Source organism: Streptomyces sp. NPDC043867, assembly GCF_056435845.1.
Window position 1 is genome coordinate 152,248 of record NZ_JBWKDS010000001.1, and the last position, 13,241, is coordinate 165,488.

Genomic DNA, 13,241 nt, shown 5'->3' on the forward strand with positions numbered 1-13,241 from the left:
GGGCGGCTCAGATGAGGCCGAGACCGCGGACCGCCTCGCGCTCCTCCTCGAGCTCCTTGACGGAGGCGTCGATGCGGGCGCGGGAGAACTCGTTGATGTCCAGGCCCTGGACGATCTCGTACGTGCCGTTCTTGGTGGTGACCGGGAAGGAGGAGATGAGGCCCTCCGGGACACCGTAGGAACCGTCCGACGGGATGCCCATGGAGGTCCAGTCGCCGTCCGCGGTGCCGTTGACCCACGTGTGGACGTGGTCGATGGCGGCGTTGGCGGCGGAGGCGGCCGAGGACGCGCCGCGGGCCTCGATGATCGCGGCACCGCGCTTGGCGACGGTCGGGATGAAGTCCTCGGCGAGCCACTTCTCGTCGTTCACGGTCTCGGCGGCGTTCTTGCCGGCGACCGTGGCGTGGAAGATGTCGGGGTACTGGGTCGCGGAGTGGTTGCCCCAGATGGTCAGGCGCTTGATGTCGGCGACCGTGGAGCCCGTCTTCTTCGCGAGCTGCGTCAGCGCGCGGTTGTGGTCCAGGCGGGTCATCGCGGTGAAGCGCTCCGCCGGGACGTCCGGGGCGGCGGCCTGGGCGATCAGGGCGTTGGTGTTGGCCGGGTTGCCGACCACCAGGATCTTGACGTCGTCCGCGGCGTGGTCGTTGATGGCCTTGCCCTGCGGCTTGAAGATGCCGCCGTTGGCCTCCAGGAGGTCACCGCGCTCCATGCCCTTGGTGCGGGGGCGGGCGCCGACGAGCAGACCGACGTTCGTGCCGTCGAAGGCGACGTTCGGGTCGTCGGTGATGTCGATGCCCTGGAGGAGCGGGAAGGCGCAGTCGTCGAGCTCCATCGCCGTGCCCTCGGCGGCCTTGAGCGCCGGGGTGATCTCCAGAAGGCGCAGCTTGACCGGAACGTCCGCGCCGAGCAGCTGGCCGGAGGCGATGCGGAAGAGCAGTGCGTAGCCGATCTGGCCGGCCGCGCCGGTGACGGTGACGTTCACGGGAGTGCGGGTCATGGCGTTCTCCGTATGACAGCTGGCGGTGGGGCGTCGCTGCCCCGGGTGCAGGATCCCGCCGCCTGCCGGATGGCCGGCGCCGACCGCCGCGAGGATCGATCAGGCGTACAGATGATCGATCTCTCGGCGTCAAGAGAGATCCGCCCGTCAGGCTATCGCGCATCCGGGGGCCCGCACGGCCGGGTCTCGTGTGGCCCGTCCCACAGCCGCCGTTCCGGGCACAGAAGAAGCGGCCGCCCGTCCGTTGGAGGGGACGCGGCGGCCGCCGGATGGGTACCGGGGTGTGCGGGAGAGGGGGTCTCGTCCTCCCGGAGCAACCGGATCCCGTGGGGGTACGGTCCGCCTGCCCCGGCCGGCCCGGACCATGCGCCCGTGCGGCGGGATTTTCCGCACACCGGCGCGCGAGCGGGCCCCACGCGCGCGGGCACGCTGCCGCGCCGCCTACCGAGTGCAGCCCTTCTCGCCCGACTTGAGGGTCGCGCAGGCCTTCGCGTCACCCGCGTCCTTCACGGCCACCATCGGGGTGTACGCGTCGAAGTCCCCGTCGGCCGAGCCGCTCCGTCCGGCGGCCTCCGTCGAGGACACCATGACCTTGTCCCCCGGAGCCGCCCGGGTGATACGGGCCCAGGCGGCACCGCAGGCCTTGTTGTAGCGGACCTCGACGAGGACCGTGCCGACGGTGACGCTGGTGGTGGTCCTGGCCCGTTCGTCACCGCAGCCCATCTCCTCCGGGTCCTTGCCGGTGCAGCCCCTGCCGCTGCACTTCACTCCGGCCGGCAGGCCGGGGCCGGTGCTCGCGGAGGCGGCGGGCGGCTTCGGTGTACCCGCGTCCCTCCCGTCCCCGCCGCGGTCGGTGAGCACGACGGCAGCCGCGGTCACCACGAGCGCGCCGACCGTGCCCGCGAGGAACATCGTGAGCCGCCGCATGCGCCGCGCCCCGTCGGCCGAACCACCGCCCCGCGGCGGGGCGTCGGACGGCGGCGGCCCCGCGTCCCGACCGGGTACCGGGGACCCCGGTACCCCGGCATCCGGTGGCGTCACGGGCGCGGACGGGCGGGACGGCATGCTGAGCCCCCACCCGCCGCGCCGGGGCCCGCCGGGTGCCGCGCCGCCGCCGGCGCCGCGTGCGGCGGCGCCGTCCTGCCCGGAACCGTACGAGGAGTCCTCCACGTCACGCGGTGACGGCTGGGGCGGGACCGTGGGCATCACGCCGGCGGGTCCCGCGATCCCCGGCGTCGCCGTCGCCCCGCCGCCCCTGCGGGCCTGCCTGCCGCCCGTGCCGTTGGCCGGCGGCCCGAACTCCCCGAGCGCCGCCCGGGCTTGGGAGATGCGGAGCGCCTCCATCGTCATGTCGTGACGCATCTCCGCGCGGCTCCAGGCGCGCTCGGCCAGCTCCCACATGGTGGCGAGGTGCACGGGACTGGTGCCGGTGACCTCGGCAAGCGCCACGACCGCACCCTTGGGCGCGAGCAGCCGGCCGTTCAGATAGCGCTCCCAGGACGTCTTGCTGTAACCGGTGCGGTCCGCCACCGCGGCGATGCTCAGCCCGCCGCGGTCGACGAGCCGGCGCAGCTGACCGACGAACTCCCTGACCTGCGGATCGAGTTCATCCGGCAAGGCCTTCCAACGAGGCATCGCTTCCCCCTCTTTCCCCCCGTACGTGCCTGATTTCCGTCCGCGCCTTCCCCGCGCGCACCGCCCGCTGCCGAGTCCCCGATCCGGCTGTCCACAGGGATGCACCGGGCGAGGCTGTCAGTTCCCGGGAAAGGGGCGCACGGGAGTGTCCGACCCGCTCCCGCACCGTCGCACGCCGCCGGACCGCGGTCCAGAGCCCCCTCTCGGACGCCCGCGCCGGGCCGGCCGAACCCCCGTCTGTCGTACAGAGGCTCCGGACCGTCCCGGCTGGACACGCTAGCCCCGGCGCGCAGTGCCTTCGCGGCGGTTCCCGAACTTGTCCGCGCATCAGCAGAACGGGGGTGCACAGGAGGGCACTTGCGTTACGGGAGTGACCGGATACGCCGAGGGGCACGGGCCGGCGGCCGTGGCGCGACCCGGCGTCGGCGGTCCCCTGGACGCGGTCCTGGACGCGGTTCCCGTTGCGGGGCGCGGACACCGTAGCGGAATGGTCACTTCCGTGCCACAGCGAACAGCCAGGTGTTGAACAGGCCGTTCACCGTGCGTGAGTGTGGACCCCGGGCGGAACACTCGCCCGGCCGCGGCTCGTCCTTACTCGGGGGAGGGGATGGGCCGCGGTCACCTCGCCGCCCTGTCCAGGTCCGGACCGGTGGCCCGCACTCTCCGGGGGAGGTGCGGGCCGCCGTCAGGTCACTGGATCGTGAAGTGCAGGGTGTCGTCCAGGAACGGGATCTCCAGCAACGGATCGGGCTGCGCCATCAGCGCGAGCAGCACGATCGCCACGCCCAGCACGCCGTACGTGACCATGTCCGTGAAGCGGGAGCGGACCGCGAGCATGCCGACGTCGGGCACCGCCCAGCGCAGCACACCGCCGGCCAGCAGGGCCACCCCGATCAGGACGGTGCCGAAGCGGAAGACGTCCAGCGCGGTCAGCAGCAGCCCGAGCCCGACACCCGCCAGCACGACGAGGATCGGCCACTGGCGGGCGGGCGCGGGAGCGTCCCGGGGTGCCGCGCGGCCGCCGCCCTCGGGTCGCGCGGTGTCCCGCGTGAACAGCGGGAAGCGGCGGGTGGTGCGGCGCGGCCTGCCCTGCGCGTCGGGCGCGCTGACGGCGTCCCGCACGGTCGGTTCCGCGCTCGTGCCGACTACGTCGTCGATGCTCACGCCGGCCAGGCCGTCCAGGCCGTCCACGCCGTCGATGTCCGTACTCGACGCGCCGCGGGTGCCGGCAGCGGCCGCGTCCCGGGTGCCCTTACCGGCCGCGTCCACCGGTTCCGCCGCGGGTTCCCAGGGGGCCGCGGTGTTCTTGGCGGACGCGGTGTTCTCGGCGGACGCGGTGTCCTCGATCGCGGCCGTGTCCTTGGCGTCGCCGTCAGCCGACACTGCGCTCCGCCGCCTCGACCACGTTGACGAGCAGCTGGGCGCGGGTCATCGGACCGACGCCGCCCGGGTTCGGGGAGATCCAGCCGGCCACCTCGGCGACGCCGGGGTGGACGTCACCCACGATCTTGCCCTCGGCGCTGCGCGAGACACCGACGTCGAGGACGGCGGCGCCCGGCTTCACGTCCTCGGGACGGATCAGATGCGCGGAACCGGCCGCGGCGACGATGATGTCCGCCCGCTTCAGGTGGGCGGAGAGGTCACGGGTGCCGGTGTGGCACTGGGTGACCGTGGCGTTCTCGGAGCGGCGCGTGAGCAGCAGGGGCATCGGGCGCCCGATGGTCACCCCGCGGCCGACGACGACGACCTCGGCGCCCTTGATCTCCACGCCGTACCGGCGGAGGAGGGTGAGGACGCCGTTCGGGGTGCAGGGCAGCGGCGCCGGCTCGTTCAGGACCAGCCGCCCGAGGTTCATCGGGTGCAGGCCGTCCGCGTCCTTGTCCGGGTCCATCAGCTCCAGAATGCGGTTCTCGTCGATGCCCCTGGGCAGCGGGAGCTGGACGATGTAGCCGGTGCAGGCGGGGTCCTCGTTCAGTTCGCGGACGACCGCCTCGATCTCCTCCTGCGTGGCGGTCGCGGGCAGTTCGCGCTGGATGGAGGCGATGCCGACCTGCGCGCAGTCGCGGTGCTTGCCCGCGACGTACTTCTGGCTGCCGGGGTCGTCGCCGACCAGGACGGTCCCCAGGCCGGGCGTGACGCCCTTCTCCTTGAGGGCCGCCACGCGGGCGGTCAGGTCGGACTTGATCGCGGCTGCGGTGGCCTTGCCATCGAGAATCTGGGCGGTCATGGCCCCATCCTCGCGGATGACCCGGCCCCGGTTCCAATCCGGGCCGCCGACGGCGCCCCGCCGGCCCTGCCACGTGGTGGCCACCATGATCGTGGATGTTGCACTTGCACAACACGTACGGATGTCCGCTGGACAAATGAGCGAGTGTTTGAGAACGATGAGCGGCACAGTGCCGCGGGCAGTACCGGGGGGACGGACCGCTCTGTAGAACTCTCCTCCGAACCGTGCCGCGCGTAGTCCCCGCATCAGGCATCGGAGGAAACCCGCCATGAGCTACGGCGACCCGAACAATCCCTACGGCCCCCCGCAGGGCCAGCAGCCCGGCTACGGCTACCCCCAGGGCGGTGCGCCGCAGCAGCCCGGTTACGGCTACCCGCAGGCCCCGCCGCTCCAGCAGCAGCCGTACGGCGGCGGCTACCCGGGCGGCCCGGCCGTGATTCCGGGCGGGGTGAAGGCCGCGCGCGTGATGCTCTTCGTCATCGGCGGTCTCCAGGTCCTCGGCGCCATCCTGATCGCACTGTCCGCGGTGGCCGTCTCGGCGGCGAAGAACGACGAGACCCTCAAGGACGACGTCCAGTTCCAGCAGCTCGCCGACTACTCGGCCGGCGTGCTGTGGGCCGTCACCGTCGCCGTACTGGCCTGGGGCATCTTCGCCATCTGGCTCGGCGTGAAGACCGGCAGCGGCGGCAACGGCGTCCGCGTCGCCATCCTGGTCTTCGGCATCCTCACGGCGATCCTCGGCATCTACCCGTTCGTCGTCATCGGCCTCGCGCACACCGTCATGGCGATCCTCATCGCGGTGTTCGTCGGCAAGCAGGACGGCGAAGCCTGGTTCAACCGCCCGCGGTACTGACCGGCGGCGGCACCGGAACCGTCCGCGGTACGGGGCACGCGCACAGGACGGCGGCCTCCGGCACCCCTCGGTGGAGGGGGCCGGAGGCCGCCGTCAGGTGCGTCGGCGGCAGAGCGCGGCTCAGTGGAAGAAGTGGCGCGTCCCCGTGAAGTACATCGTGACACCCGCCTTCTTCGCCGCCTCGACGACCAGCTCGTCGCGGACCGAACCGCCGGGCTGGACCACGGCCTTGACGCCGGCCGCGGTGAGGATCTCCAGGCCGTCGGGGAACGGGAAGAACGCGTCCGAGGCGGCGTAGGAGCCACGGGCCCGCTCGGCGCCCGCCCGCTCCACGGCCAGCTTCGCGGAGTCGACGCGGTTGACCTGGCCCATGCCGACGCCCACCGAGCCGCCGTCCTTGGCGAGCAGGATCGCGTTGGACTTGACCGCGCGGCACGCCCTCCAGGCGAACGCCAGCTCGGCCAGCTCGTCCCCGCTCAGGGCCTCGCCCGTCGCGAGGGTCCAGTCGGCCGGGTCGTCGCCGTCGGCCTGGAGCCGGTCGGTGACCTGGAGCAGCGCCCCGCCGTCGATCGGCTTGACCTCGACCGGGTTGGCAGGCGCGCCGTCCGCGCGCAGCACCCGGATGTTCTTCTTCTTGGTGAGCACGTCGAGCGCGCCGTCCTCGTAACCGGGCGCCACGATGACCTCGGTGAAGATCTCGGCGACCTGCTCGGCCATCTCCCGCGACACCGGACGGTTGACGGCGATCACACCGCCGAACGCGGAGAGCGGGTCGCAGGCGTGCGCCTTGCGGTGCGCCTCGGCGACGTCCGCGCCGACGGCGATCCCGCACGGGTTGGCGTGCTTGATGATCGCGACGCAGGGCTCTTCGTGGTCGTACGCGGCACGGCGCGCGGCGTCCGTGTCCGTGAAGTTGTTGTACGACATCTCCTTGCCGTGCAGCTGCTCCGCCTCGGCGAGGCCCCCCGTGCCGTCGACGTACAACGCGGCGCCCTGGTGCGGGTTCTCGCCGTAGCGGAGGGTGTTCTTGCGCTCGTAGGTGTGGCCGAGGAACTCGGGGAAGCCGCTGTCGTCCGCCGGGGCGTACCCGTCGGCGAACCAGGAGGCGACGGCCACGTCGTACGCGGCCGTGTGCCGGAAGGCCTCGGCGGCGAGCCGCTTGCGGGCGGCGAGGTCGAACCCGCCGTCCCCGACCGCGGCCAGGACGTCGCCGTACCGCGCGGGGCTGGTGACGACGGCCACCGACGGGTGGTTCTTGGCGGCGGCGCGGACCATGGACGGGCCGCCGATGTCGATCTGCTCGACGCACTCGTCGGGCGACGCACCGGACGCGACGGTCTCGCGGAACGGGTACAGGTTGACGACGACGAGGTCGAACGGCTCCACGCCCAGCTCGGCGAGCTGCGCCCGGTGGTCCTCCAGGCGCAGGTCGGCGAGGATGCCGGCGTGGACCTTGGGGTGCAGGGTCTTGACGCGGCCGTCCAGGCATTCGGGGAAGCCGGTGAGCTCCTCGACCTTGGTGACCGGGACACCGGCCGCGGCGATCCTCGATGCGGTGGAGCCGGTGGAGACGAGCTCGACCCCGGCCTCGTGCAGCCCGCGCGCCAGCTCTTCCAGACCGGTCTTGTCGTAGACGCTGACGAGCGCCCGGCGAAGGGGCCGCTTGTTGCTCTCGGCGGTCACTGGATAACTACCTTTCGTCCCTCGATGCGATAGCCGTTGCGGGCGAGCCGCCCCACGACATCGACGAGCAGCCTTCGCTCGACTTCCTTGATGCGCTCGTGAAGAGCGGTTTCCTCGTCCTCGTCCCGCACCTCGACCACGCCCTGGGCGATGATCGGGCCGGTGTCGACGCCGTCGTCGACGAAGTGGACGGTGCATCCGGTGACCTTCGCGCCGTACGCGAGCGCGTCCCGCACGCCGTGGGCTCCCGGGAAACTGGGCAGCAGCGCGGGGTGGGTGTTCACGAACCGCCCGCCGAACCGGGCCAGGAACTCCTTGCCCACGATCTTCATGAACCCGGCGGAGACGACCAGGTCGGGCTCGTACGCGGCGGTCGCCTCGGCGAGCGCCGCGTCCCACTCGTCACGGGTGCCGTAGTCCCCGACCCGCCGGACGAACGTCTCGAGCCCGGCCCGCCGCGCGCGCTCCAGCCCCACGATGCCGTCCCGGTCCGCGCCGACGGCCACGATCTCGGCTCCGTAGGCCTCGGTGCCCTGGGACTCGACGGCGTCGAGCAGTGCCTGCAGGTTCGTGCCTGATCCGGAGACCAGCACGACGAGGCGCTTGGCCTTGGCCTTGGCCACGGCGGGGCCCTTTCTCGGGGAAGCGTTTGTACGGTCGTACGAATGCTTCGCGCCCCCGGATACGGGGAAGTCTACGAAGCGGCCGACCGGCAGCAACGATACCGGCACACGGGGCGGCCCCCACGGGACGGGGGCGTGGCCGGAAGGTAGCGTCTGGTGAGCGCCTGTCCGGGAACGCCGCTCGGCGCGGGGGAACGCCCCGCGCGCGTGGGACGTTGATCCGGACGGGCACACATGCGCGGGCGCGGGTCCTGTACGTCGGGGCGCGAGCCCGGGACCCGGACGCCGGGGCGCGAGCCCCGGGCCGTTACGCGGGGCGCAGACCCGGAGCCGTACACGCCGGGGCACAAGTCCCGGTCCCGTACACGCCGGGGCGTGAGCCCCGGACCCGAACACTCGGGGCGGGTGTCGCGAGCACCGAAGCTCGCGCGCACACCGCCCGCCAGAACCACCAAGGGGAAGACGCACACCTGATGCCGGACCGCAGCCTCCGACTCCCTCCGCTCCTGCTGCGCGAGCGGCGCCCTTCGCCCACGCCGCCGCGGGAGGGCGGGGACGCGCCCGGAACCGGGCCCGCCCCCACCGGCGGACGCGACACCTCGGGTGGCGACGGCTCCTCGGCCGGGCGCGACAGCTCGGGCGGGCGTGACGCCTCGGGCGGGCACGGCCCCTCGGACGGGCACGGCCCCTCGGACGGGCGTGACGGCTCGGGTGCCGGTCCCGCGCCCGGGTCCGACGCGGACCACAACCCGTTCGCGCCGCCGCCCGAGGGCACCCCGGACCAGCCGTGGCAACCGCGCCGACCGGCCGACGGAGGCCGCGGAGAGGGTTCCGAAGAGGGCGGTCGTTCGCCCTGGGGCAGCCAGTGGAGCGACCGCCAGCCCGGACCCTCGCAGAACGGCGGGTTCGGCGACCGTCCCGGCGCGCCCGGCGGCCAGGGCGGCCCCGGCGACGGCCGTGAAGGCGGCAAGGGCGGCCCCGGCACCGGTATGCGCTGGGACCCGGCCGACCCGGCCCAGCGCCGCGCCCGCTACTCGCTGCTCACCGGCATGTGGGCCTTCTTCTTCGCCCTCTTCAGCTGGCCGTCCGTGGCCCTGCTGCTCGGCGCGCTGGCCATGTACTGGGGCATCAGCTCCGTCCGGGCCAAGCCCCGCACGCCGGAACCGGGCGCCCCGGCCCCCGACCCGAGCGTCCGCCCGCAGACGAGCGCCGCCGTGAGCGGCCTGGTCACCGCGTCCCTCGCGCTCGCCATGGTCGCCCTCACGTTCACCGCCCAGCTGGTCTACAGCGACTACTACACCTGCACGAACGACGCCCTCACCACCGCGGCCAAGCAGTCCTGCGACGATCTGCTCCCGAAGGAGCTGCGGAGCCTGCTGGGCAAGAACTGACCCGGACCGCCGGGACCGTTCCCGTCAGGGCTCGGGGTCCGCGGCGGGGTCCGCGGGAGCGGCCGCCGCTTCCCTGAGGGCCGCCCAGCGGGACGCGCGCGCCCCGTCGTCGTGCCAGCCCGGGGCATCGGACGGCAGGAGGTCGTACGGCGCGAGATCGGGGTCGTCGTCCGGCGGCACGGCCGCCGTGCCGGGCGTCGGGCGGGGTGCCGCGCGCTCCTGGTCCCGTGCGTCCGCCCGGCCGCGACGGGGGACCCTCAGCCGGGAGAGCCAGGAGCCCGTCGGGGGCGGGCCCGCCGCGGGACGGCGCGCGTCGGCATCCCGCCCGACCGCGTCCGGTTCGGTCGCGTCCAGTTCGACAGCGTCCGGTTCGGCCAGGCTCGGCTTCCCCGGGCGCGATGCGGCCGGGCTCGGCCTCCCCGCCTTCCGCTTCTCCGGCCCCGGTTCGGCCGGGCTCGGCTTCCCCGGGCTCGATGCGGCCGGGCTGGGCTTCCTCGCCTTCCGCTTCTCCGGCCCCGGTTCGGCCGGGCTCGGCTTCCCCGGGCGCGATGCGGCCGGGCTCGGCCTCCCCGCCTTCCGCTTCTCCGGCCCCGGTTCGGCCGGGCTCGGCTTCCCCGGGCGCGATGCGGCCGGGCTCGGCCTCCCCGGCCCCGGTTCGGTCCGCTCCGTGTCTCCCGTCGTCGGGCGTACCGCCGGGTCCGGCGTCTCGGGCGTGCCTGCGCCCGGCGCCGGCACGTCCACGGCCCCGCCCGGTGCCTCACCGGTACCGGAGTCCCGGGCCCGGGCGTCCTGCCCGGCCGCCTCGCGGACATCCGGGGTCCGGCCTCCTGCCTCACGGGCACCCGGGTCCCGTACCTCCGCGGCCCGTCCCTGCGCCCCGCCGGTACCCGCGCCCCGGTCCGGCGCCTCTCGCACCGCCGAATCCCGTACCGCCGTGCCTCCTTCCGTCGATCCCGGCTTCGGCTTCTTCTTCAGCGCCGACGTCAACTTCAGCCTCAGCTCCTGTGCCGGTGCCGGTGCCGGCGTCCGTGCTAGCGGTTCCTGCTTCGCCGCCGGACTCGGTGTCCGGAGCCACCACGCCCGCAGGCCCCACGCCACCGGGGTTCCCACCACCGCGGTCCACCCCGCGGCCGCGCTCCCGGCCTGCCACCACACCGGCCCGAAGTGGGCCAGGGCGGAGACCCCGAGCGGCCCGCCCGCCACCCCGGCGAGCAGCGCGAGGGCGATGCCGCACAGCCCCGCGGCGAGACAGACCGTGCCCGCCGTGCGCCGCACGGACCAGGCCGCCGTCCGCTCCCGCGAGGCCGTCCGCGCCACGTACCAGGCGACCGTCACCCCGCCCGCCGCGGGCACCACCGCGGCCGCGAGGCCCCACGGCGACCCGGGGGCCGCCGGAACCGCCGCCAGCAGCGGAAACGGCGGCAGCGTCGGGCCCACGGCGGCAGCGGACAGCGGCGCCGCCACCTGCCCTGCGCCCAGCACGAACCCCGGCCCCAGTCCGTACGCCGCCGCCCACACGGCCGCGTTCGGCACGAGGGCCAGGCACAGCAGCAGGACGGCGAAGCGGCCCGACCACACGTCCGTGAGCTGGAGGAAGGAGTTCCGGGCCGCTCCCCCGTGCCAGACCAGGGAGACCGCGACCAGCAGTGAGCCCGCGCCGACGAGAGCCGCCGTCCCGGCCCCGGCCGCCCGCAGCGCGGCCGCCAGCCTGCGGCGGGCGTCCGGCACGAGGGCGGCGGCGACGACGAAACGGCGTACGCCCGGGGGAAGGGTGCCGAGCCCGCGGCGCACGGCCGGGGGCAGCGGACCGCCCGGCCGCCCGTACGCGGCCCACACTCCCGCGCCCGCCGCGACCACGACCAGGACGGGCAGGCACAGGAGGGTCCACAGCCAGGAGGGCCGCAGCTCCCCGCCCGAGGCGTACAGCGCGGCCGCGCCGCCGACCGCGAGGTAGCCGCCGACGACCCCGGCCCACGCCCTGCCGGGGACGGGCACGGCGTCCACGGTGTCCCGCGCCGCCCGGTACAGCAGCCACGCGGGAAGCGCGACCAGGAGCAGCGGGGTGACCCCGACGGGGGCGGGGACGCCGGTCAGGGTTTCGGTGCGGACGAGTTCGACGCCGTGCGCCAGCAGCCACAGGGCCGCGGCGACGTGCAGGGCCCCGCTCGGGCCGCTGTCCGGGTACGGCGAGCTGATCCACAGCACCGTCACCAGCACGGCGAAGCAGCCGAGCCCGAGGCCCGCCGCGACGGCGCCGCCCAGCGCGCCCGTGCCGAGGCCCGGGGATCGGTCGCGCCACCGGAGGCGCAGGGACGACAACGACGGGCTGCGGTCGGTCAGATGGGTCACGACGCCATGCTGCCAACGACACGCGCTTTCTCGTCGTAACAGGCAAACACCCGATGTGTCGCTCAATATACGTTTATGTACTTTTTCGCGCGAAAGGGCACCCTGTGACGCAGAGCCCCGCCACCCCGCTGCCCTCCCCCAAGCGGCGCCGGCGCCTGCGCGAGGCCGCCGGGCTGACCCAGGCTCAGGTCGCGGACCTGGTGGGTGTCAGCCGCGAGACGGTCCGCTCCTGGGAGAGCGGGCGCAGCACTCCACACGGCCGCGAGCGGGAGGCGTACGCCGAACTGCTGTCCGAACAGGAGATCGAGCACACGTCCCGGCGCGGCCCCGAGACCGTGGCGGCACATGCCGGGTCCGGGACGCCCGTACAGCGGTCCCAGCTCGTCCTCGTGCCCGCCGGCGCCGACGCGCTCCCCTCGACGGACCCCGGTGGATCGACGGAAACAGCGCCATCCACGCCCTCACCGGGCGCCCCGGACCAGGCCGACGCCCCCGCGGGGACCGGGCCGGCCGCTCCTCAGAAGACCGAACCGAGGCCCCGGGCAACGCCCCTCACGCCCTCTCAGGCCTTCGACATGCTCTACGAGTTCTGCGCGCCCGCCCTCGTACGGCAGACGTATCTGCTGACCGGGCGGCGCGAGCTGGCGCGGGAGTCCGTGGAGCGGGCCTTCCAACTGGCCTGGCAGCGCTGGCCCGAGGTGGCCGTCGACCGGGACCCGGCCGGCTGGGTGCGGGCGACGGCGTACGAGTACGCGCTCTCCCCCTGGCACCGGCTTCGGCTGCGCCACCGGCATCCGGAGCCGCCGCCCGCCGACGCGGCCGACCGCGCCCTGCTCGCCGCCATCCTGAAGCTGCCGCCGGTCCACCGGCGCACCCTGGTGCTGTACGACGGCGTCGGGCTCGACCTGCCCGACACCGCGGCCGAGACGGAGGCGAGCACGCCCGCGACCGCGAACCGGCTGCTGCACGCACGCGAGGCCGTCGCCGCGCGCATGCCGGAACTCTCCGCCCCCGAGGAACTGCACCGCCGCCTCGCCGCGCTGGCGGGCTCGGAGCGGCTGCACGCGCCCGGTCCAACTGCGGTGCGCACCGGCAGCGAGCGCCGCGCCCGCAGCTGGACCCGCGCGGCCATCGCCGTCACGACGCTCCTCGTCAGCGCCACGGCGCTGACGCTGGCCACCGCCCCGGACCACTACGAGCCCCCGCTGTCCCCGGGCACGACGGTGCGCGGGGTACCGCCGCGCGCCGCTCCCGGCACCCTCTCCGAGGACGAACTCGATCTGCGCTCCAAGCTCAGGTCGGAGACGGAGAACGGTCCGGGAAGGCTGGTCCCGGAGGGCAGGTGACGACAGCCCGGCGCGCGTCCGGGAACACCGAGTGGGGCCGGGCGCCATCTGGGGTGCGGGGACACCCCGTGCCGAGCCGGGGCGTCAGCCCCCTAGGAGCTCCCGCTCCCGCTCCCTCTTCTCTGTCCGTGCCTTTC

General features: G+C 74.4%; 10 protein-coding genes. 3 read left to right on the top strand and 7 right to left on the bottom strand.

Features of this window, described 5'->3' with window-relative positions; translation table 11 throughout:
* Positions 1–7: 7 nt before the first annotated feature.
* The 4 genes from AC069T_RS00845 to AC069T_RS00860 form a co-directional block, all read right to left on the bottom strand.
* Positions 8–997 carry a malate dehydrogenase gene (locus tag AC069T_RS00845; protein WP_476754497.1) on the bottom strand — a complete coding sequence of 330 codons (990 nt, stop codon included), beginning with the start codon at positions 995–997 and terminating at the stop codon, positions 8–10.
* Positions 998–1,438: 441 nt separating this feature from the next.
* Complete coding sequence (locus tag AC069T_RS00850; protein WP_478780674.1) at positions 1,439–2,632, bottom strand: helix-turn-helix domain-containing protein; 1,194 nt, start codon at positions 2,630–2,632, stop codon at positions 1,439–1,441.
* Positions 2,633–3,322: 690 nt separating this feature from the next.
* Positions 3,323–3,814, bottom strand: coding sequence for a DUF3017 domain-containing protein (locus AC069T_RS00855; protein ID WP_478780834.1), 492 nt, complete (start codon positions 3,812–3,814; stop codon positions 3,323–3,325).
* A gap of 190 nt (positions 3,815–4,004) precedes the next feature.
* On the bottom strand, positions 4,005–4,859 hold the full coding sequence (locus tag AC069T_RS00860) for a bifunctional methylenetetrahydrofolate dehydrogenase/methenyltetrahydrofolate cyclohydrolase (RefSeq protein ID WP_358855001.1): 855 nt from the start codon (positions 4,857–4,859) through the stop codon (positions 4,005–4,007).
* Positions 4,860–5,127: 268 nt separating this feature from the next.
* Between AC069T_RS00860 and AC069T_RS00865 the strand changes: the two genes are divergently transcribed.
* Positions 5,128–5,712, top strand: a complete 585-nt coding sequence (locus tag AC069T_RS00865) for a hypothetical protein (protein ID WP_478780675.1) — start codon at positions 5,128–5,130, stop codon at positions 5,710–5,712.
* Positions 5,713–5,832: 120 nt separating this feature from the next.
* Here the strand turns inward: AC069T_RS00865 and purH are convergent, their stop codons facing one another.
* Positions 5,833–7,395 carry a bifunctional phosphoribosylaminoimidazolecarboxamide formyltransferase/IMP cyclohydrolase gene (gene purH, locus AC069T_RS00870; RefSeq protein WP_478780676.1) on the bottom strand — a complete coding sequence of 521 codons (1,563 nt, stop codon included), beginning with the start codon at positions 7,393–7,395 and terminating at the stop codon, positions 5,833–5,835.
* Entirely contained in the window at positions 7,392–8,018 is a 627-nt protein-coding gene (gene purN / locus AC069T_RS00875; protein ID WP_478780677.1) for a phosphoribosylglycinamide formyltransferase, read from the bottom strand. Before purN ends, purH begins: the two co-directional genes overlap by 4 nt.
* Before the next feature lie 473 nt (positions 8,019–8,491).
* Here purN and AC069T_RS00880 point away from each other — a divergent pair, with 473 nt between their 5' ends.
* Positions 8,492–9,409 carry a hypothetical protein gene (locus AC069T_RS00880; RefSeq protein ID WP_478780678.1) on the top strand — a complete coding sequence of 306 codons (918 nt, stop codon included), beginning with the start codon at positions 8,492–8,494 and terminating at the stop codon, positions 9,407–9,409.
* Between the two features lie 24 nt (positions 9,410–9,433).
* Here AC069T_RS00880 and AC069T_RS00885 read toward each other — a convergent pair whose 3' ends face one another.
* A complete protein-coding gene (locus AC069T_RS00885; RefSeq protein WP_478780679.1) occupies positions 9,434–11,758 on the bottom strand; it encodes a cell division protein PerM in 2,325 nt (774 codons plus the stop codon).
* 104 nt (positions 11,759–11,862) lie between these two features.
* Between AC069T_RS00885 and AC069T_RS00890 the strand changes: the two genes are divergently transcribed.
* Positions 11,863–13,104, top strand: a complete 1,242-nt coding sequence (locus AC069T_RS00890) for a helix-turn-helix domain-containing protein (protein WP_478780680.1) — start codon at positions 11,863–11,865, stop codon at positions 13,102–13,104.
* Positions 13,105–13,241 lie beyond the last annotated feature (137 nt).

What these genes read in the sequence shown, in the direction of transcription:
- AC069T_RS00845 (WP_476754497.1), bottom strand. Translation starts at nt 997, where the DNA reads ATGACCCGCACTCCCGTGAACGTCACCGTCACCGGCGCGGCCGGCCAG.
- AC069T_RS00850 (WP_478780674.1), bottom strand. Translation starts at nt 2,632, where the DNA reads ATGCCTCGTTGGAAGGCCTTGCCGGATGAACTCGATCCGCAGGTCAGG.
- AC069T_RS00860 (WP_358855001.1), bottom strand. Translation starts at nt 4,859, where the DNA reads ATGACCGCCCAGATTCTCGATGGCAAGGCCACCGCAGCCGCGATCAAG.
- AC069T_RS00865 (WP_478780675.1), top strand. Translation starts at nt 5,128, where the DNA reads ATGAGCTACGGCGACCCGAACAATCCCTACGGCCCCCCGCAGGGCCAG.
- AC069T_RS00880 (WP_478780678.1), top strand. Translation starts at nt 8,492, where the DNA reads ATGCCGGACCGCAGCCTCCGACTCCCTCCGCTCCTGCTGCGCGAGCGG.